General features: G+C 69.8%; 18 protein-coding genes and 6 pseudogenes. 16 read left to right on the top strand and 8 right to left on the bottom strand.

The genetic code is table 11. The features are described 5' to 3' along the window. Positions 1 to 644: 644 nt before the first annotated feature. Positions 645 to 794: pseudogene (locus AMK22_RS42550) on the top strand (transposase); the annotation flags it as partial. Positions 795 to 907: 113 nt separating this feature from the next. Here the strand turns inward: AMK22_RS42550 and AMK22_RS35915 are convergent. Further along, complete coding sequence (locus tag AMK22_RS35915) at positions 908 to 2,374, bottom strand: ATP-binding SpoIIE family protein phosphatase (protein ID WP_073791846.1); 1,467 nt, start codon at positions 2,372 to 2,374, stop codon at positions 908 to 910. 41 nt (positions 2,375 to 2,415) lie between these two features. On the opposite strand from AMK22_RS35915, the pseudogene AMK22_RS35910 reads away from it, so the two are divergent. Both AMK22_RS35910 and AMK22_RS35905 read left to right on the top strand, forming a co-directional pair. Further along, positions 2,416 to 2,607, top strand: a pseudogene (locus tag AMK22_RS35910) (DDE-type integrase/transposase/recombinase); the annotation flags it as partial. Between the two features lie 298 nt (positions 2,608 to 2,905). Then, entirely contained in the window at positions 2,906 to 4,432 is a 1,527-nt protein-coding gene (locus AMK22_RS35905; protein WP_073791845.1) for an MFS transporter, read from the top strand. A gap of 160 nt (positions 4,433 to 4,592) precedes the next feature. On the opposite strand, the pseudogene AMK22_RS35900 reads toward AMK22_RS35905, so the two are convergent. Next, a pseudogene (locus AMK22_RS35900) lies at positions 4,593 to 5,063 on the bottom strand (winged helix-turn-helix domain-containing protein); the annotation flags it as partial. A gap of 55 nt (positions 5,064 to 5,118) precedes the next feature. Then, positions 5,119 to 5,526 carry a GNAT family N-acetyltransferase gene (locus tag AMK22_RS35895; protein ID WP_073791841.1) on the bottom strand — a complete coding sequence of 136 codons (408 nt, stop codon included), beginning with the start codon at positions 5,524 to 5,526 and terminating at the stop codon, positions 5,119 to 5,121. Positions 5,527 to 5,717: 191 nt separating this feature from the next. On the opposite strand from AMK22_RS35895, the gene AMK22_RS35890 reads away from it, so the two are divergent. From AMK22_RS35890 to AMK22_RS35885, 3 genes are all read left to right on the top strand, one after another. After that, positions 5,718 to 6,149 carry a hypothetical protein gene (locus tag AMK22_RS35890; protein WP_443333343.1) on the top strand — a complete coding sequence of 144 codons (432 nt, stop codon included), beginning with the start codon at positions 5,718 to 5,720 and terminating at the stop codon, positions 6,147 to 6,149. Continuing rightward, complete coding sequence (locus AMK22_RS41940; protein ID WP_274535470.1) at positions 6,146 to 6,280, top strand: hypothetical protein; 135 nt, start codon at positions 6,146 to 6,148, stop codon at positions 6,278 to 6,280. The genes AMK22_RS35890 and AMK22_RS41940 overlap by 4 nt, the downstream gene beginning before the upstream one ends. Before the next feature lie 139 nt (positions 6,281 to 6,419). Further along, entirely contained in the window at positions 6,420 to 7,205 is a 786-nt protein-coding gene (locus AMK22_RS35885) for a hypothetical protein (RefSeq protein WP_242434305.1), read from the top strand. A gap of 614 nt (positions 7,206 to 7,819) precedes the next feature. Here the strand turns inward: AMK22_RS35885 and AMK22_RS35875 are convergent. Then, positions 7,820 to 8,206 carry a VOC family protein gene (locus tag AMK22_RS35875; protein WP_073791836.1) on the bottom strand — a complete coding sequence of 129 codons (387 nt, stop codon included), beginning with the start codon at positions 8,204 to 8,206 and terminating at the stop codon, positions 7,820 to 7,822. A 63-nt stretch (positions 8,207 to 8,269) separates the two neighbouring features. Here AMK22_RS35875 and AMK22_RS35870 point away from each other — a divergent pair. Next, a pseudogene (locus AMK22_RS35870) lies at positions 8,270 to 9,233 on the top strand (helix-turn-helix transcriptional regulator). Here the strand turns inward: AMK22_RS35870 and AMK22_RS35865 are convergent. Further along, positions 9,221 to 9,748 (bottom strand): GNAT family N-acetyltransferase, encoded by a 528-nt coding sequence (locus AMK22_RS35865; protein ID WP_107430720.1) that lies wholly within the window; start codon positions 9,746 to 9,748, stop codon positions 9,221 to 9,223. The pseudogene AMK22_RS35870 and the gene AMK22_RS35865 overlap by 13 nt on opposite strands. 1,115 nt (positions 9,749 to 10,863) lie before the next feature. Here AMK22_RS35865 and AMK22_RS35855 point away from each other — a divergent pair. Continuing rightward, complete coding sequence (locus tag AMK22_RS35855) at positions 10,864 to 11,157, top strand: hypothetical protein (protein ID WP_073791832.1); 294 nt, start codon at positions 10,864 to 10,866, stop codon at positions 11,155 to 11,157. Between the two features lie 212 nt (positions 11,158 to 11,369). Here AMK22_RS35855 and AMK22_RS39810 read toward each other — a convergent pair whose 3' ends face one another. Together AMK22_RS39810 and AMK22_RS42545 are read right to left on the bottom strand one after the other, a co-directional pair. Further along, on the bottom strand, positions 11,370 to 11,528 hold the full coding sequence (locus AMK22_RS39810; protein ID WP_158072127.1) for a hypothetical protein: 159 nt from the start codon (positions 11,526 to 11,528) through the stop codon (positions 11,370 to 11,372). 200 nt (positions 11,529 to 11,728) lie between these two features. Further along, positions 11,729 to 11,887, bottom strand: a pseudogene (locus AMK22_RS42545) (IS701 family transposase); the annotation flags it as partial. 362 nt (positions 11,888 to 12,249) lie between these two features. Between AMK22_RS42545 and AMK22_RS35845 the strand changes: the two are divergent. The 8 genes and pseudogenes from AMK22_RS35845 (at position 12,250) to AMK22_RS40345 (ending at position 18,220) form a co-directional block, all read left to right on the top strand. Next, on the top strand, positions 12,250 to 12,936 hold the full coding sequence (locus AMK22_RS35845; RefSeq protein WP_073791828.1) for a hypothetical protein: 687 nt from the start codon (positions 12,250 to 12,252) through the stop codon (positions 12,934 to 12,936). A 50-nt stretch (positions 12,937 to 12,986) separates the two neighbouring features. Then, positions 12,987 to 13,259 carry a hypothetical protein gene (locus AMK22_RS35840; RefSeq protein ID WP_073791826.1) on the top strand — a complete coding sequence of 91 codons (273 nt, stop codon included), beginning with the start codon at positions 12,987 to 12,989 and terminating at the stop codon, positions 13,257 to 13,259. A 139-nt stretch (positions 13,260 to 13,398) separates the two neighbouring features. Further along, positions 13,399 to 13,698, top strand: a pseudogene (locus AMK22_RS35835) (transposase); the annotation flags it as partial. 70 nt (positions 13,699 to 13,768) lie between these two features. Beyond that, complete coding sequence (locus tag AMK22_RS35830; RefSeq protein WP_079186585.1) at positions 13,769 to 14,239, top strand: histidine kinase; 471 nt, start codon at positions 13,769 to 13,771, stop codon at positions 14,237 to 14,239. 87 nt (positions 14,240 to 14,326) lie between these two features. Further along, a complete protein-coding gene (locus AMK22_RS35825; RefSeq protein ID WP_073791823.1) occupies positions 14,327 to 15,787 on the top strand; it encodes an ATP-binding protein in 1,461 nt (486 codons plus the stop codon). After that, positions 15,772 to 16,431: a response regulator gene (locus AMK22_RS35820; protein ID WP_073791821.1), complete on the top strand. Its 660-nt coding sequence runs from the start codon at positions 15,772 to 15,774 to the stop codon at positions 16,429 to 16,431. Before AMK22_RS35825 ends, AMK22_RS35820 begins: the two co-directional genes overlap by 16 nt. Positions 16,432 to 16,552: 121 nt before the next feature. Continuing rightward, positions 16,553 to 17,818, top strand: coding sequence for an alpha/beta fold hydrolase (locus tag AMK22_RS35815; RefSeq protein WP_073791819.1), 1,266 nt, complete (start codon positions 16,553 to 16,555; stop codon positions 17,816 to 17,818). Between the two features lie 264 nt (positions 17,819 to 18,082). Beyond that, positions 18,083 to 18,220 carry a hypothetical protein gene (locus AMK22_RS40345; protein ID WP_199883417.1) on the top strand — a complete coding sequence of 46 codons (138 nt, stop codon included), beginning with the start codon at positions 18,083 to 18,085 and terminating at the stop codon, positions 18,218 to 18,220. A 180-nt stretch (positions 18,221 to 18,400) separates the two neighbouring features. On the opposite strand, the gene AMK22_RS35810 is transcribed toward AMK22_RS40345, so the two are convergent. Further along, on the bottom strand, positions 18,401 to 18,706 hold the full coding sequence (locus AMK22_RS35810) for a hypothetical protein (RefSeq protein WP_073791849.1): 306 nt from the start codon (positions 18,704 to 18,706) through the stop codon (positions 18,401 to 18,403). Positions 18,707 to 18,836 lie beyond the last annotated feature (130 nt).

The following is an 18,836-nucleotide window of genomic DNA, read 5'->3' as shown; positions in this document are numbered from 1 at the left end:
CCGTCACGTGCCGGTCCGCCGCCAACGTCCGCAATTCTGCGGCCTGTTCCGAAGAGAGGTTCACGCAGTGTCCAACGAGTCAAAGAGCTTCAGGTGACACGAACCAGATCGCGAGACACTAGGCGGCTCGGCTTCGATGGCGGAATGAGGCCCTGACCAGGGAATCTCCCGAAAGTGATCAGCGAGAGAAGTCGTTTTCCTGCAAGAAGGAGGAATTTTGATGCACGCGCCGGTCAATATCGGATGCGCTCGATCGATCACGGTCATTGATCTGTCATTTTTAGTGCCCTGCGGTGGGCCACTTGCGCGTGATATCGATTCCCGTGGAGGGAGTACCTGCGAGCTCCGGTAAGCGGATGGACATTCACTCGGGTGGCTGTATCGTCTTTTGCGCGGCACGCAGCGTCGTCATGAGCGCACGGTGCGTGTTGCGTCCCGGGGTTGCCGCCCCGGAACGCATCGAAAGTCACATCAACCCGAAAGGGACCGTCGTGTTCTTCCGAGAAGGCCGGGGACCAATCACTCCTGCCCGGCACTCCGCAAGTCAAGTATGCCTACCTGCACCTGTGAGGAAACCTCCCGCACGCGTCTGCGCCGCGTCCGGCGCCGCGTCGCCCTGTCCGCCGTGATCGGCGCTGTCGTCGGTGGGAAGCAAGTACACGAAGCGGTATACCGAGGAGTTCAAGCGGGACGCGATCGCGCTCGTCGACTCCTCGGGCAAGACGGTCACCGCGGTTGCCCGGGAACTCGGCATCAGCTCCGAGTCCCTGCGCGGCTGGTACCGCCAGGCCAAGGCCGACCGGGGCGGAGGTCGCCCCGGCGGGGCGGCGTGGCAACGGCATGGGGGAGTTCTGAGGCCGGCGACGTGCCGGGCAGCAGGTAAGGGGCTTCGGGCAGTCCAGCCCGGTCACACGGCTGATGCCAGGGCGCGGGCGACGCGAGCTGACGGGGCCGGCTGCTCGGCCCAGACGATCTTCCCGGTGGGGGTGAAGCGGGTTCCCCACCGCTCGGCGAACTGGGCGACGAGGAAGATTCCGCGGCCGCATTCGTCCATGGCCGTCGCGTAGCGCAGGTGCGGGGAGGTGCTGCTGCTGTCGCTGACCTCCAGTGCCAAGCTGGTATCGAGCAGAAGGCGCAGGTGGACGGGGGGCGCCGCGTGCCGGATGGCGTTGGTGACCAGCTCGCTGAGGATGAGTGCGGTGGTGAATGCTGCCTCCTCCAGGTCCCAGTCGGTCAGCTTCGCGAGCACCTCGGCGCGCAGGGCGGGCACCGCGGCGGGAAGGGCCGGGATGTCCCATTCAGCGATACGATCACGCGGAAACGCGCGGGTTCGGGCGATCAGGAGGGCAACGTCATCGTCTGGATGGGCGGGCAGCACCGCCTCCAGGATCGTCTCGCACGTCTCTTCCGGGTCGATCCCCGCGTTGGAGAGTGCGTCGTGCAGCAGCTTCAGGCCGGCCCCGATGTCGCGGTGACGGTTCACGATGAGCCCGTTGGTGTAGAGCACGAGCTGCGTGCCCTCCGGCAGCTGCAGGTCGATGGCCTGAAAGCGTAGGCCGCCTACGCCGAGCGGGGGTCCTCCGGGCAGGTCGAGAATCTTGACGCGGCCGTCGGGATGGACGACGGCGGGCGGAAAGTGCCCGGCACTTGCCATCGCGCAGCTACAGGAGACCGGGTCGTAGATCGCATACAGGCACGTGGTTCCGACGGTCATACCCTGACTGGCGCCCTCCTCCGCATCCATCTGAACAACCAGGTCATCAAGGCGGGCCAGCAGTTCATCGGGCGGGAGGTCAAGGGTGGAGAAATTACGGACCGCGGTGCGCAGTCGCCCCATGGTGACCGCGGAGTGCAGGCCGTGACCGGCCACATCACCGACCACGAGGGCGGTGCGAAATCCTGGGAGAGGGATCACGTCGAACCAGTCCCCGCTGACCTCCGCCTCAGCGGGCACATAGCGGAACGCCGTTCGGACGGCGCTGGTGTCCGGCAGCGTGCGGGGCAGCAGGCTGTGCTGCAGCGTGGTGGCGATGGCGTGCTCACGGGTGTAGCGGCGAGCCAGCTGAGCGACCGCGAGGCCGACGGCGAGCAGCAGCCAGATGGTGATGATGTCGTCCGGTTGGCTGAAGCGGGTGAAACTTGCGTACGGGGTGGTGAAGAAGAAAACGAACCACGCTGCGGCGGAAAGAGCCGTGAGGGCCGCGGCCCAGCGGTAGCCGAGGGTGGCCACCGCCGCGACGACAAACATCAAGATCAGGGCCACGTTGGTGGAGGACAGGGTGCCTCGGACGGGCAGCAGGAGCGCGCAGATGGCGAGCGGAGCCGCCAGTGCCGCGATGAGCACGGTCAGCCCCTTGACGAGATCACGAGGCATGCCCTACCTCCCTTCTTTCCGGTGTAGCAGGGCCCACGTGACGGGACAAGGCTGCGGCCAGGCGTTTCTTCCGCCGCCTGATGAAGAAGACGCGTGCGGTCCCGCGGGGAGCTGTCACCGACAAGCTCCGCTTCTATGACGCAGCCCACCGTGAGGTCATGCCCTTCGTGGAGCACCGCTCCCACAAGGGCCTGAACAACCGGGCCGAGAACTCCCACCAGCCCACGCGGCAGTGACGCCGTGATCATCACGACTGCCCCTGCTATGCCCTCGAGTGGAGGGCGGCTTCCCACATGATGGCCTTCGCCGCGCTGCCAGCCGTGGCGTTGGCGGCGCCCCCAGTTCCCTGGCGCACGTCCGTACACCGGGAGACCCCGAGCCGCTCGGCGAGTTCGCCGCCGGGCTACTCGCGCGGGGTCTGGAGGATGGAGAGGAGCTGCAGGACCCGCGCCGGAGTGTCGGCCGTCCTACGTGCCAGGGTGCCGCAGAAATAGGATGTGAGTTGGTCTAATGCTCGCGTAGCTTCCCAATATGCTCTCCGCCGAGAGCACTCCCAGTACCACCGCGGGCGCGGGCGACCGGCGTCGCTGGTTCGCGCTCGCCGTCGTGATGACCGCGGCCTTCATGGACCTGGTCGACGTCACGATCGTCAACATCGCGATCCCGTCGATCCAGCGGGACACGGGCGCGTCGTTCAGCCAGATCCAGTGGATCACCGCGGGTTATGCGCTCGCCTTCGCCGCCGGGCTCATCACCGGGGGCCGCCTCGGTGACATCCACGGCCGCAAGCGCGTCTTCCTTCTCGGTGTGGCCGGGTTCACGCTCGCCTCGGCGCTGTGCGGCTTCGCCGCCAATCCGGAGATGCTCGTCGCCGCGCGAATCCTGCAGGGCGCGATGGCGGCGCTGATGGTGCCGCAGGTGCTGGCGATCGTGCACGCCACCTTCCCGGCGCACGAGCGGGGCAAGGTCATCGGGCTCTTCGGCGCGATCATCGGGCTGGCGACGGTCTCGGGGCCGCTGCTCGGCGCACTGCTCACCGAGGGGAACCTGTTCGGGCTTGAATGGCGGCCCATCTTCCTCATCAACCTGCCGGTCTGCGTCGCGGCGCTCGTCCTGGGCCGGCGCTTCATCGCCGAGTCGAAGGCCCTGCGGGCGCTGCGACTGGACCTCGCCGGTGTCGCCCTGGTCACCCTCGGCCTGCTGATGCTGCTCTACCCGCTCACCCGAGGCCGTGAGCTGGGCTGGCCGATGTGGGGATATCTGTCGATGGCAGGCGCGGTGGTCGTCTTCGCGGCGCTGGTGGGGTACGAGAAGCGGAAGGCGGCGCGCGGCGGATCCCCGCTCATCGAGCTCTCCCTGTTCCGGGTGAAGAGCTTCGCGGCGGGCATCGCGGTGCAGACGGTGTACGGAGTCGGGCTCGGCATCTTCTTCCTGGTCTGGACGCTGTACATGCAGGTCGGGCTGGGGTGGAGCGCACTGCGGGCCGGGCTGACGGGGGTGCCGCTCTCGCTCGCGGCCTCGACGATGGCCTGGATGTCCGCACAGGAGCTGGTCCCGCGCTTCGGCCGCAAGGTCCTGCAGGCCGGCGCGCTGGTGATGGCGGCGGGCGTACTTCTCTACATCGCCGAAGCCGACCGGTACGGCCAGGACATCGCTCCCTGGCAGATGGCGCTGCCGCTGGTGGTCATGGGGGTGGGCATGGGCCTGATCGTGGCCCCGCTGACGGAAGCGGTCCTGTCCGAGGTGCCGCGAGAGCACTCCGGTTCGGCATCGGGCCTGATCAACACGGTGCAGCAGATGGGCAGCGCACTGGGCCTCGGACTGGTGTCGGTGGTCTTCTTCGGCGAGATCGGCGACCGGCTGACCCCGCAGCAGGTGGGCCCGGCGTTTGTGCACGCCTTCCAGCACGCGCTGGGCTGGGTCGCGGCCGTACTGGTGGCGGTTTTCCTACTGCTGTTCGCGCTGCCGAAGCGGTCGGCGCAGCACCTCGAGGGCGCGGACTGCCCGGAGAGGGCCACCGACGTGAAGGCGGCCGGGGAGCGGGTACTCGCCTCCTGAACGGTGCCGGTGTCCGGGGCGGTTGCCGACGGCGCCTGGCGGGGCTAGTTCTACCGCGACCTGATCACCACCGCCCCGAACGCGCCCGTCACCCGGGAATGGGCCGACCGCTACCGCACCACCTGGAGCCACACATGACCGACTGCACTCTTGCCCGCTACGGCCACACCTCCTTGACCCACCCGGCCACCGCGTCATCGTCCCGCTCCATCGCGCGACGGGCCGGCACCTGACAGGACCAGCCGTTGCGTACCAGCAGCTTGCGCACCCCCTGAATCGTGTAGGTCAAGTGGAAGCGTCGGCCGATCACCGTCTTGACCCGCTCCAGCGTCCACCGCTGGTCCTCCCACCCGTGCGCAGCCGGCCCCTTGGCCAGCTCCGCCTCCAACTGCGCGAACTGCTTCTCGTTCAGCCTCGGCAACGACACCGGCCCCTGTGACCGCAGAGCCCGCGGACCGCCGTCGTCCCACGTCCGCCGCCACCGCTGCACCGACCGGACACTCACCCGCAGGTCCTTGGCGATCACCGCGCTCGCCTCACCTCGAGCGAACCGTTCCGCCGCCTGGAGTCGTAACTCCTCACGAAACTGCTGACGTTCGGCGGTCAGCCCGCCCCCTTGTGGATACCGCATGCCCCGGTAGTACCGCAGCCGATGGCCTGCCGTCAGCCCCTACGACACCACGAGTTCAACCTGAGTAACGCAGGGCGATGAGCCCTGCGTCCGTCGGTCTGAAGCCGCACGCGTCGAAGTAGAAGGGACGCAGATACTCGTCAAAGTCAACGTGGAGCCATTCGCAGTCCGCTGCACGGGCGCCTTGCACTGCGATGGTCACGAGTTCGGTCCCGACACCGGTCTTGCGCATGTCCTGAGCGACCATCGTGTCGAGAACGAAGGCATGGACGCCGCCATCCCAGGCGACGTTGACAAACCCTACGAGCCTGCCGTCTTCTCGGGCACATACCCAGCCGAGGCTGTGACGGTGCACTTGTGTCTGCCAATCGATGGGCATCTGGGCGCGACCGAACGCCTCCGCGTGGAGCGCGTTGACGGCAGCGTTGTCGAAGTCGCCGCGCCACTCATACGTGATCGTCATGGGCCGGATCGTAGGTCAAGAGACGTCCGGCTCAGCTCTCTTTTTTCGGGGCCTATGCCCCTTTCAGCCAGAGGCATTGCCGGGTAGGAGCGGCGGGTTACCCCGCCGCTCCCCCCTCAGAACCGTGCGAGCCACTCATCGCGGCACACGGCTCATGCAAGCCCCACGGGGCGATTCAGGAGAGCTGTGCTGTGCCCCTGCGTTGGCGGATGAGATATCCGCGGCGACAGGAGCCCGCGCCCACGAAGGCCGGCCTCGCCACGGCGGCCGCCGACCCGGCCCCGCAACCGACCGTGCCCGCCGTGACGGTGGAGCGCCGGACACCGCCGGAGGGCTACTGCCGCGCGATCGAAGCGCACCGGCAGGCCGCCCGGCCGTCCCTGGCGGACCCGGGCATCGCGGAGGCGGTGGAGCGGCAGACTGCCGCGATGCGGGAGCTGTCGCGCCGGGCGTTCCCCGAGCCCGACGTCGTCGCAGATGATGCGCCGGCCCTGATCGGGCAGGCCCGCGCCCAGCGCCGCCGCCAGGCTGCGGCGACCGAGGCCGCCGCGCTGCGCCGGGCCCGTGCCGAGCGGGCCCGGGCGGCAGCTGCTCCCGCTCTGACCGAGCGGAGATCGGCGTGACTTGTGACGAAGGCGTGCGGGTGCGTGGTGTCCTGGTCATGGACATGGGGGCGCCGGAGTGGTTCAAGCGCATCAGGGTCCACTGGTCTGCGCCCCTGGGGCCGGATCTGGCGCCGCACGTGCGCGGCTGACCGTAGGTGGATCTGGCGGGCATCTGTGCGGCGGGAGTCGTTCCTGCCACTCTGGAGGCCAGGGACACCGCTTGCTCGGCAGCCCTGACGGACCGCATGGATTGGCGAGGGACAGCGGGGGCAACGGATGCCAGGCTACTTGACGGACTTACCGACCTTCTGGGCCTTCGCGGCGGTCTGGGTGGGCGCTTTCACGACGTTCATGGCGTTCTCGCTGGTCCGCCTCCGTTACGTGCTCCGGCGCGACCGGCAGGCCATCGGACGCTTCTTCGAGACCGGTGGCGCGAAGCCCGTTCTCGCCATGTATCACCTTGAGGGAGAGCGGGCCGCGACACAGGCCGGGATGCTGCTGCTCTCCGCCGGGCCCCGCTCCTTCCGCGGCCGACGCCGGGCGATCCCGGAAGCAGGACCGGAAACGCACCCCCTGCTGGCGTCACTGCAGACGGCCGTTGACGACACCGGAGGGAGCGGCTCTCTGGAGGAGGTGAGAGCATCGTCCCGCTTCCCGGCCTTCCGCTCCCAGTTGCGGCGGACAGCACGGCGCAACCTCCCTGTTCGTCGGACGCGCGACGTGCCCGGCGCAAGGGAAGGGTGGGCCGCGGTGTGCGGTCTGTTCGCCGTCCTCGTCCTCGGCATCGGTTTCTACGCCCGCCAGCCGGGCTCGGACGGGCTCTGGTTCATGATCGCCCTGGCCGTGCATGTGCCGGTGGCGGTCTGGCTCGGTGTGGCGGGCGGGCGGAGGGGACCGGAGCAGTGGCCCGAGTTCGGGGCGCTGTGCGAGCGCTGCGTCGCCGAGGCGGGCGTTCGCGTCCTTGAACCGGAGCGGGTTGCCGGTACGGGCTCCGCCCCTACCTCCGGCTGGGCCAACGACGGCGGTGTCGGCGCGGCCAGTTCGTGCGGCGGTGGCTGTGGCGGCGGGGCATGAGCCGGTCGCGGCGTACCTTCGGTACCTGGCGGGCCGGTCGGCGCTTCCGGAGCTGGTGGCAGCCGACGTCGCGGGACTGGCCGGACGTGCACGGGGATGTCGCCTACCTGACCCGGAAGTTGGGCCGCTGGTATCCCGATACGCTCCTCGCGCGCTCGCTGGTGTCCATACGGGGCTGACCGTCGGACCGGTCGAGGTCACCGTCACCACCCACCAGTCCGAACCACCGCTCGAGAGGAACTGGGGTGAGGTGGTGGAGACATCCTTCACCTCCAGTACCTGCTCGGCCCTGGTCACCTCCTGGGAGGACGGCGAGGCAGAGGATCTGCTGGACCTCGCCTCCGCCGGCCCGGGCAACTACCGCATGCGTGTGCACGCCCGCGGCCGCGACGCCGGACGGGCCGAGGACAGCCTCGGCCCGGGTCCCGGCCGGGTTCACGGCGATCCCCCAGGGCAGGACCGGCTACTACGGGCTCGTCCGCCCCGGCCTGCGGCACGAAGCTGCGCTGGAGCGCGCCGAAGCTGATCGCGGCGGCCAACGAGCGAGTGCCGGACGCGAACATCGCCGCCTCTGCCTGCGTGCGCTGTCATGGTCAGCAGTCTGCCGATCAGGCTCAGACCAGGGTGGTGATGCAGAACGGGTGGCCTGCGGGGTCCAGCAGGACCCGCCAGCGGTCGGGTTCCGGCTGGACCGCGGGCTCGACGGCCCCCAGGGCGAGCAGCCGGGCCTGGGCGGCATCCAAGTCATCGACCCCCAGTTCGATGTGGGCCTGCTTCTCCTGGGAGGGGTCTGGCCAGGTGGAACGTCGGTAGTCGGCCAGGCGGTTGAACCCCAGTCCGGCCGAGCCCTCCTGGCCGAGCAGGATGAAGTCGTCGGTGGAGTAGGCGACGGGCAGTCCAAGAGCGTTGCCATAGAAGTGGGCCAGTTCGGCGGGGTCCGGGCAGTCGAAGGTGACGGCCGAGTAGCGGATCGCGGGTGCGGATGTTTTTCCAGTGCTCACGGGGCAGACGCTATGACGGGACCAGGACAGGTTCGGTCCTGGTCATGCGGGACAATTCACGATGTGATCAGCACCTCGGCGCGCCTGCTGCGCCTTGTCTCACTGCTGTCCGCGAGACCCTCGTGGACCTGCGGTGAGTTAGCCGACCAGATGGCGGTCACCGAGCGCACGGTGCGGCGGGACGTCGCCAGGCTCCGGGAACTCGGCTATGGAGTCGAGTTCGACCCCGGGCCCTGGGGCGGCTATCGCCTCAGGGCCCGGGGCCCGCGTGCCGCCACTGATCCTCGATGACGAAGAGGCACTCGCCGTGGCCGTCGGGCTGCGCGAGGCCGCGCTCAGCGGCGTTCTCGGCGGCGACCAGGCCGCGCTGTCGGCGCTGCTGAAACTGCGGCAGGTCCTTCCACCGCGGATCGCGGACCGACTGGGCGAGATGGACGCCGCCTTTGTGCACACCCCCAGGCCCGACGAGCCGCAGATCGCGCCCGGCATGCTGCTGGAACTGGCCACCGCGTGCCGCCGGGGCGAGCGCACCCACCTGTCGTACCGCGACAGAGAGGGGAAGGCCACCACCCGGGACGTCGACCCGTACCGCCTCGTGCACACAGGGCGCCGCTGGTACTTCGTCGCCCGGGATGTGACGCGGGGCGAGTGGCGGACGTTCCGAGCCGACCGGGTGGCTCACATACGGCCAACCGGGCATGCGGTGGAACTCCTCGACCCGCCCGACCCGGTACTGCTCGTCTCCCGGTCCATCGCAACCGGTACCTACCCGCTCTATGTGACCGTCCGCCTCCCGTTGCCCATGGACCAGGCGCTGCGGCTGGTCCCGCCGACGGTCGGCACCCACCGCCCGGACGGCCCCGACGCCACCATCGACATCGGCGGCCCCGATGCGGACGGGCTCGCCAGATACCTGCTCAGCCTGGCTACCCCGCTACGGGTCCTGTCCCCGGACGGTGTACGGGAGGCACTTCTGCACCGTGCCCGGGACCTGGTCGCGGACAACGGGAGCGGTCAGCCCCGGTAGTCGCTCGACGTGGAGTCGCGAGTCATGCGCACGTTTGGCAGTTTTCCTCGCCAGATCTCTCGCTCACCTGTGGCCTTGAACCCGTAGCGCTCGTAGAAGCGGACCGCTCGCTCGTTGTATTCGGTGACCCATAGACGTATAGGGGAGCTTTCCGCCCAGGTGAGGAACTCGCTCATCATGCGGCCTCCAACACCTTGGCCCTGGGCTTCGTTGAGCAAATACATCGGCCCGAGGGTGACCACCTCGTCCCGGCGACCGCAGAGGAAGCCGACGATCTCCGCCTTGCAGCGGACGACACGGCAAAACAGCAGGTCCGGTCGCTGCTTCGCCGCCCCGATGAACTCCCGCCACTGGGCTATGCCTTCTGCTGTGGCGGACGCACCGCGGTGCTGACGGATCCAGGTCTCATCGATCCCCACTGCCTCGTTGGGATATGTCTGCAGCCAGATCTTCAACAGCAGAGGACCAAGAGACGCGGCGTCGTTGGCATGGGGGAATTCGATCACGTGGGTCATGGCGACCATCCTCGCCAACACTCCCCCCGAACGCCGCGTAGCACTGGCTTCGACAGCGGCCTCGACAACGGTATCGCTGTTGGTCACCGACGGGTGGAAGAGGGTGACAGCCGGCCTGGCGGTCGGCCGGCCCTCGACGGCGCTGCGGCAGCGTGACCTCCCTGCGCGCGGCACGTTGGGCAGGCCAACACGTGCAACGCCCGCCCCGGTCGGGCACGTGTGACGGCCCTCGACTCCCGCCCGGCGTCAGGGCCGTCGTCATGCCGGAGTTCGTCAACCACGGCCTGCGGCCCGCTCGGCTCGGTACTCAGTTGAGACCTGGTCCGAGTTCATGAAACCCCCTGTCGCCCTCCGCCCCGCGCGGCAGGATGTACACATGCCACCGAGGATCAGGTACAGCGGAGCCGAGAAGGACAGGACGCTCGACGAGCTGGAAGAAGCCATCCAGCACACACGCAAAGCCGGAGCGAGGGGACCTGCTACGTGTACGCGATTCTCAGCACCAGCGGGAAAATCAAAGAGGTGGGCGTGAACATCGGCGACGGGCATGTCGCCCTAGCGGTCGCGTCATGATCCCTATCGCGCCGGTGCGGCAGCAGGAGGGACAGGAATGTTCGAAACGGGGGAGGCGTGACGGTGCGAGACCAGCTCCTCGGGAGCCGCTACCGGTTGGGGCGGCAGCTCGGCGAGGGCGGAATGGGGCAAGTATGGGAGGCGCAGGACGAGACACTGGGCCGGCCCGTCGCGGTCACCTCACGGCCCACCTCACCCAGGCACCGCCCACCCTCATCTCGATCTCCACCGGCGTCCCCTCCGTATGGGACGATCTCGTGCTGAGGCTGCTGCACAAGGACCCCGCCCAGCGGTACCCGACCGCCGCCGACCTCTCCCAGGCACTGCGACACCTCGACCGCACACCCGAGCCCGCCAAAGGCCCCGGGCCGCCAGCAGGAGGGGCCACCCAGCCCCCTTCCATGACAGCGACGGCCCCGCTCCCGCCTGTAACCCCCACCCGCAGAGCAAGCAGCCTCCCCCCACTGCCAGACACTGCATCGACGCATACCCCGGCACGTCGTGGCCGCGCGACACGGTTCATCCTCCCGGTATGCCTATGGTTGCTCCTCACCTTGCTGGCCGTCGGCTCGTACGACATCGGCATTCCGGTTGCCCTGGTTCTCACCTGGGTGTTGACGGCAGTGCTCACACCACGCTCCACAAGCCTGATGCGCGGGACGGGGTACGCGGCCGTGGCGGCTATCCCTGTGAACCTCGTAATGCTTGCGATCCAATACTGGGATCATTTGTTTTCAGGAAGGTTGCCCTTCTTCATGGTGGTTGTCCTGACCATCGCGGCGTACTGCTACCGGGACATCAAGACCCGACGAGCGGCAAGTTCGAGCTCGACATGAACAACCGGCTCGTGATCACGCACACGACTTCGGACGTCCATGCAGGCGTCTTCGGAAATTGACCACCGTGATCCACGGTGGTCAGGGACAGTTCGTAGCCGGTGCCGTCGGCGTCGCGAAACCAGGCTTTCTCGTCGCCGGACTCGACCGGGGCAACGAAGCGGATGTGCGGACTGCCGCGCAGGGCGTCGGACCGAGTTCGGTGCCCTGCGCTAGCGGGTTGTCCACCAGGTTGCGGCCGCTCCGCTCGCCGTGGTGATGAGTCCGACGAGCCACGCGGGGACGCGCTGGAGGGTGATGTGCAGTCCCCCACAGCGCAGTTCGAACTGTGGACGCTTGTACCTGTCGTCCGTCTTGCGAGTCGTTGTCACCGTGAGCGTTCCTCTCTGGGCTTGGGGCGGCTTGGGGCGTACACCCACTAGCTCCCGTCGCGCGCGGGTGCGTGACGTGGGCGAAGGAATAGAAAAAACGCCGTGTCGGCGGACGCTCGATCCGGCTCGAGGGTGCAGGCAGGGCGGTACGCGGAGGCGGTGTGCTGGTAGTAACGCTGGAGGTGCTCGCTTGGCGCAGACGGTGACCAGCACAGGTAGAAGGCGAGTTCGCCGGTGGACCGGTTGCGCCGGGTGAGCAAGTGACGATGACTGTTTGCGCCGACGTGGATCCAGGCCCAGTCGTAGTAGTACCGCGGGCCTTTCGCGCCGATTCCGGCGCTCTGCCGGTGCCAGGCCGCCGCTTCAATGCCTCATGGCCATCGCCGCCGCGTGATGAGTGTTCGGCGGATCTGTCTGTGGCGCGCCGGTTGAGCGTCTGCGGCTGAACGGCCACCAGCCCCGGCGCGTGTGTCGGCGAGGCGTAGCTGGCGGCGAACACGCAGGTCAGAGCGGTTGTCAGTGTCGTCCTCTACAGTCGGCGGCGACCTGGAACTGGTGAGCGGAAGGGAGGGAGGGTTTCGTGCGGTCCGAGGTGCTGCGAGCGTTCCGGTTCACGCTGGACCCGACCTCCGCCCAGGAAGAAAATGCTGCTTCGTCATGCCGGCGCGGCGCGGTGGGCGTTCAACCACGCGCTCGGCATGAAGGTGGCCGCGCACCAGCAGTGGCGGCAGCAGGTCCAGGCCCTCGTCGACACCGGCACCACCGAGGCCGAGGCCCGCAAGCAGGTCCGGGTGCCGGTCCCGACGAAGCCGGCGGTTCAGAAGCACCTGAACCGGATCAAGGCGACTCCCGCACACCGGACCTGCCCAAGGGAGCCTTCGGACCGGCAAGGCCGTGCCCGTGGTGGCACGAGGTCAACACCTACGCGTTCCAGTCGGCGTTCATCGACGCCGACCGCGCCTGGGCGAACTGGCTGGACTCGCTGCGCGGCCGCCGCGCCGGGCGCCGCGTCGGTTACCCCCGGTTCAAGAAGAAGGGCCGGGCCCGCGACGCGTTCCGCCTCCACCACGACGTCAAGAAGCCCTCCATCCGCACCGCCGGATACCGGCGGCTGCGCATGCCCACCATCGGCGAGGTCCGGTTCCACGACTCTGCGAAACGCATGGCACGCCTCGTCGACCGCGGACAGGCAGTCGTCCAGTCCGTGACCGTCTCCCGGGCCGGGCACCGCTGGTACGCCTCCGTGCTCTGCAAAGTCACCACCGACCTGCCCGACCGCCCCACCCGCCGCCAGGCGGAGCGCGGCACCGTCGGCGTCGAGTCGGGCCCGACGCTCTGTTCGCCCCCGGCGCGGCCAGCCATGTCCTGGCGCAAGGACCGCCGGGGGGCGACGTGTTGTGCATCGTAGCCACCGAGAAAGTAACCCATGGCGTCTGGGTGCTGACTTAAAGTTAGTGCATGCAGTACACGCACATACCGGCGGTTCCGGCAGATCAACTTCGACAACTGACCACTCGGGAGGCCGCACTCGCTCTGCTGCAGCACCTCGCCAAAAGCGAGGACTGTCCGCAGTACGTCGCGACGATCGGCTCAGCGCGCCAGGCGTTCCGGGACGAGCAGGGCTGCGACGTGCTCCTGAGCCGCTTGTCCGACGCCTGGTGCTGCCTGGAGGCGCACGCGCTGCTGTCCCGGGTGCCCGGCCAGTCAGACGGCTTTCGGCAGCTCTCCTGAGACGGCAGGCGTCTGGCGCAGAACCCGCAAGGCATGGTGCGCTTCGAAGCCCGCGAGCGGCTGTCCGGTCCGCTGCACCCCGCCCTGAACGGAACGGTGCGCACCAACTTCCATCTGGGCGACTATGAGACGGCCTGCTTCGCCGAGCGTGCTGGTCTGGGACCGCCTGAACACCCACGTCTCCCACGCCATGCGCAAGCTGATCGCCGAACGCGCCTGGCTGACGGTGTTCCTGCTCCCGGCCTACTCGCCCGACCTCAACCCCGTCGAGTGGGTCTGGGCGCACGTCAAGCGCAGCCTGGCCAACCTCGCCGTGGTCGCCCTCGACCGACTCGAGACCCTCGTACGCAACCGGCTCAAGCGCCTGCAGTACCGGCCCGACACCCTCGACAGCTTCATAGCCGGCACCGGCCTGACCCTCGACACCCCAACATCACCCTGGCAAGCCGAAGTCAGTAGTCTGCCGAAATGGAGATCGTCGAGCGGTCGCACGCCGTCGGCGTGCGGCAATGAACGGCTTCGCGGGGCACGTGTGGGTCATCTCCCTCGTCGCGGCGGTCTGCGCGCTGATCATGGTTTATCTGCTGGCCGTACGCGGGACCGCCGGTTCCTCCCTCACGGGAGCCGTCGTGCTCACGCTGGCCGTCGCCGCGGTCCCCGCCGTACACGGTGAACCGCCGCACTACGTGGCGGGGGTCGCGCTGACGGCCAGTGGGGTGGTGGCGGTCGTCTGGGCGACGGGCCGCTCCCGCCGGCAGCGGTCGGCCCGCCGGTCCGCGCTGGCGGACTACGAGGCCGGCACGGCGGCGGTCCCGCTGTTCGCGGCGCTGGCGGAACGGGACCGGCTGGCGGCGGAGCTGCACGACGTGGCCGCGCATCGGCTGACCGGGATCGTGGTGGCCGCGGGTGCCGCGCTCAGGCTCGCCGCCCGGGAACGGACCGGTGACGCGCTGCGCCACGCCGACGAGGCGGGCCGGTAGGCCGTCCGCGAACTGGAGCGCCTCACCGAGCTGGACACGACCGCGGCCGGCTTCGCCGAGGTCGACGCGCTGGCCGCCGCGCACGCGGTGGACTACCGGCGCACGGTCGACGAGGCACCGGCGGGCAGTACGGAAGCGACGTACCGGGTCGTCCGGGAGGCGTTGACCAACGCGGCCCGGTACGCCGAGGGCGCGACCGTGCGTGTCCGGATCGAGCCGACGGACGACCGGGACGAGCCCGTACGGGCCGGCGGCGATCACCTGTTCGTCGTCACCGTCACGGACGACGGCGGTACGGCTGTCGAGCCGGGGCTCGGGACCGGGCGCGGTCTGGCGGGGCTGGCGGCCACGGTCACCGCGACGGGCGGGACGTTCCGCGCGGGACCCGTGGGGCGAGACCGTCGAGAGGGCTGGAGCGTGCGGGCCTCGCTGCCTGCGGCGACGGTTCTTCCCCTCCGCCGGTGGCCCCGGTGGCGTGGGACGGCTGCGCTCGACTACGCGCTGGTGGCCCTGGCGATCGCGCTGTCGCTCGGTGCGAGCCTGCTGTCGGCCGACGTACCGGCTCCGTTCGGCGGTTTGCTGCCCGCGCTGGTGACCGTCGTGCTGTCGGGCCTGCACGCCGTGCCGCTGGCCTGGCGTTCACGGGCGCCCGGCCGCGCGCTCGCGGCGGTGCTGTCGGCGCTGTTGCTGTGGTGGGCCTGCGACCGGGCGGGCTGGACCCAGCCGGCGGTGAGCGACATCTTCCTGGTGTACGGGTGGGTCGAGCTGACTCTCGTCCACAGCGTCGGGTTGCGTCTGCCCTGGCGCCGGGGCCTGTTCGCGCCGCTCGCCCTGGCCGCCGTGGGCGGGCTCGCGCTGGCGAGCGGCAGCGGCATTACCGGCAGCCGTACCGCGGCCTGGGCCGTGCTGGCGGGCGTGCTGGCCCTCCCCGCCCTCGCCGTCTGGTCGTGGGGGCGCCGGACCGCCCGGCGGCATGAGCGGCTGTCGGCCGCGGACGCCCGGCGGCGGGTCCTGCTCGACGGGGACGCCGACGCGGCGGTGTCCGCGCAGCGTCTGCTGTTCGCCGCCGGGCTGCGGGACACGGCGCTCCGGCACGCGCGGGCGGTCGTCGCCGCAGCGGACGAGGGGGATCTGCGGGCCGTACGGGAAGAGGCCCGCGCCGGACTGACCGCTCTGCGGGACCTGCTGTCCGGGCTGCGCGCAGGGGACGACGCCGACGACGCCCCTCCGCCCACCGTCTTCGGGATCACCGCCCTGGCCGCGCGCTACGACGCCGTCGTCCGGTACGTCGGAGCACGCCGTCCGCTGCCCGCCGCCGTGGAGGTCTTCGCGTACCGGACCGCCTCCGCTCTCATGGCCGTGGGCGTCACCCTCACCGTGCGCACGCTCCCCGACGGCGTGGAGGTCTCCGGTCCGGCACCCACCGTTCCCGGGGTGGAACGGCGGCTGCGCGCCCTCGCGGACGCCGCCGGCGGTACCCTCTCGACGACCGACAGCGGTGCGGTCCGCGTGTGGCTCCCGGAGGCGTTCCCATGGCGATCAGAGTGACCGTCGCGGACGACCAGGCCGTCGTACGGGCCGGGATCGCGGCGATCCTCGAAGCGGAACCCGACCTGTGCGTCGTCGGGCAGGCGGCGGACGGCGACACGGCGGTCGAACTCGCGCTGTCGGCGCGACCGGACGTCGCGCTGATGGATGTCCGCATGCCGGGGATCGGCGGGCTCGCGGCGACCGCCGCGATCACCGAACGCAGCCCCGCGACCCGTGTTCTGGTGCTCACCACCTTCGGTCTCGACGATTACCTGTTCGCCGCGCTGCGCGCCGGGGCCGCCGGTTTCCTGCTCAAGGACGCCGAGCCGGAGCGGGTGATCGACGCGGTACGGGTGGTCCACGGGGGCGCCGCGCTGCTCGATCCGGCGATGACCCGCACGCTGATCGACCGGTTCACGGACGGGCCCGGTCCGCTCGATGCGGCCCGGCTCGACCTGCTCACCCCGCGCGAGACGGAGGTGCTGCGGCAGGTCGCGCGGGGGCTGTCCAACGCGGAGATCGCGGCGGTGCTGAGGGTGAGTCCGCCCACCGTGAAGGACCACGTCTCCGTCCTCCTCGGCAAGCTCGGCGTACGCGACCGGGTGCAGGCGACGATTGCCGCGTACGAGACGGGGCTGATCCGGCCCGGCAGCGGGCCGTGAGGTGAGTCGGCACCCCGCCGTGAGATGGAGGTGACACCCCGCCGCAGGGCGGCCCTCGCACGCGACAGGACCGTCCCTGAGCTGGACGGATCGCCCGCATCGGTTTCCTAGCCTCGAAGGCATGTCACGCATACTTCTCCACCGTGTCGCCGGCGGCGCCCTGCTGTTCCTGGCGCTCTTGCTGACCCCTGCCGTGGCGGTGGCCGGTTTCCTCGCCGCGGCGTTCGTCACCGCGAGCGTGCCGGTCCTGGTCATCGTCGGTCTCGTCGGCGGCGCCCTGGCCGGCGGACTGCTGGGCCGGGCGGCGTTCGCCCTGTTCGGCCTCGCCCGCCGCCCGGCCCGGCGGGCGTCCGCGTTCCTCACGGTCGGCCTGACCGCGGCCGTCGCCGTCCTCGCCGCCGTCACCGTCCTCCATCCGATGCCCACCACGACGGCCGCCCCCGCCCCGCCCGGCGTGCGGTTCTGGGATCTGCCGACCGGTTCACGCATCGCCTACGTCCACGCCCCCGCCACAGGCAAGGCCAGACCGACCCCGGTGATCTTCCTGCACGGCGGTCCTGGCACCCCCGGCGAGGACGTCCCCACCGGGGGCCGTGAACTCGCGGCGGACGGCTTCGACGTCTACTCCTACGACCAGCTCGGCGCCGGCCGCTCCACCCGGCTGCGGGACGTCACCGGATACACCGTCGCCCGCCAGGCCGCCGACCTGGAAGCGATCCGGCGCACACTCGGCGCCGACCGGATCATCTTGGTCGGCCAGTCCTGGGGCGGATCACTCACCGCCCAGTACCTGGCCACCCATGGCGAACACGTCGCCAAAGCGGTCTTCACCTCGCCGGGCGCGCTGTGGGGCCGTCAATACCCCGGCTCCAAGGCCGGGGAACCCTGGAACCGCCTCTCCCCCGCCCAAAAGGCCCGGCTCGACCGGCTGAACAGCGCACCCCGCATCATCGCGGCGAGCCTGCTCCTCCGGATCAACCCCGGCGCCGCGCACGCGCTGGTCGGCGACCGCGAGGTCGACCACTGGATGCACGAAGTCGCCCTCCAGGGAAAAGACAGCACCTCGTGCAAGGACGCTCCGCCCACCACGGCGCACGACAACCCTCAGGGCTTCTACAGCAACCAGATGACCGTCAGGGACTTCGAGAAGCTCCCCGACCCCCGGCCCCGTCTGCGCACCCTGCGCGTCCCCTCTCTGATCATGCGAGGGGTATGCGACTTCATCAAGCCCGCCGTGACCGCCGAGTACCAACACACCCTCGCAGGATCTGAGTTGGTGACCGTCAAGGGAGCCGGACACTCCATCTCAGGCGAACAGCCCGGCCGCTACACCGCACTGCTGCGGGCCTTCCTCCTGGACGAACCGCTGCCAACGGGCACCGGCTGAGTCCGGAACAGGCGGTCGGCGCTCTGCGCGCAGCCCCATGGGCCCCGGATCCTCGTCGTCCCCACCTTCGACCTCGACGAGTACGCCACGCGGCCCTGCGTGCCGGCGCGAACGGCTTCCTCGTCAAGGACGCTCCTGCCGAGGAGCCCGGCGCCTTGACTTCTCCAGCCTCGCCTGACGCATCGTCGAGAACGGCCTCTCGTGCAGCGTCTCCCTCTTGATTCCCTGCCAGAATGATTCGGCGAGGGCGGTAGGGTCCTGCCCATGGGCTGCGACTGGGAGAACATCCTCGGCGCGAGCGGTGCCGGACTCGAAAAGGCCTACGACGCCGCCGTGTCCGCCGTCATCTATGACCAGGACCCCGGCGACGACGAAACGGCTTTCCCGTTCAACGAAGAGTAGGCCGCACCGGCCGGACCCGGGAACGCGGACTTCGCGAGCCCGGCGCCTGCTCGCGATCAGGTGCTCCAGAGGGGGGCGGAGGCTCGGCCCTACCTTGGTCATGGGCGGCGTCACGGGGTCGGCTCCTCGGTAGCGAGTCGCCGCGGGCCTCGTCGACGGGGCGGCCCTGACTGCTGTGGTTCAGGCGGCGACAGACGTCTTCACGGCCGTGCGGCGAGGACGGCGCTGGCGCGGTACCGACCGCCCCGTACGCGGGTCGCCAGCGGAGCGGGTGGCGTGGATTGCGGCGCGCTGCTCGCGGTTGGTGATGATCCGGCCGCGGCGGCCGTTCCGTCCGCAGAGCGCATCGTGCTCGCGGAGAAAACGGCGCAGCCACGAGACGGAGCACATCAAGACGTAGGCGGTCTCCTGGACCGTCATGTACTCCTGCTCGGGGTCCTCGGGGGCGGTGGGCACCCCGTAGAGCTCGTAGGCCTTGGTGGCCATCGTCATGTCCTCTCAGGCTGGTCGGCCTCGTCCGGATGTGGCGCGAGGCGGTCGTCGGTGTGTCGAGGGCTGCGCGGAGGGCGATGTATGGCGGGGGCTCATGCGTCTACGGGTGCCGTTTACGAGGTGG

Origin of the sequence: Streptomyces sp. CB01580, from assembly GCF_001905795.1 — a bacterium.
Classification (GTDB): Bacteria; Actinomycetota; Actinomycetes; order Streptomycetales; family Streptomycetaceae; genus Streptomyces.
Note: the sequence above shows the minus strand (reverse complement) of the source record. Positions and strands in the feature narration are given on the sequence as shown.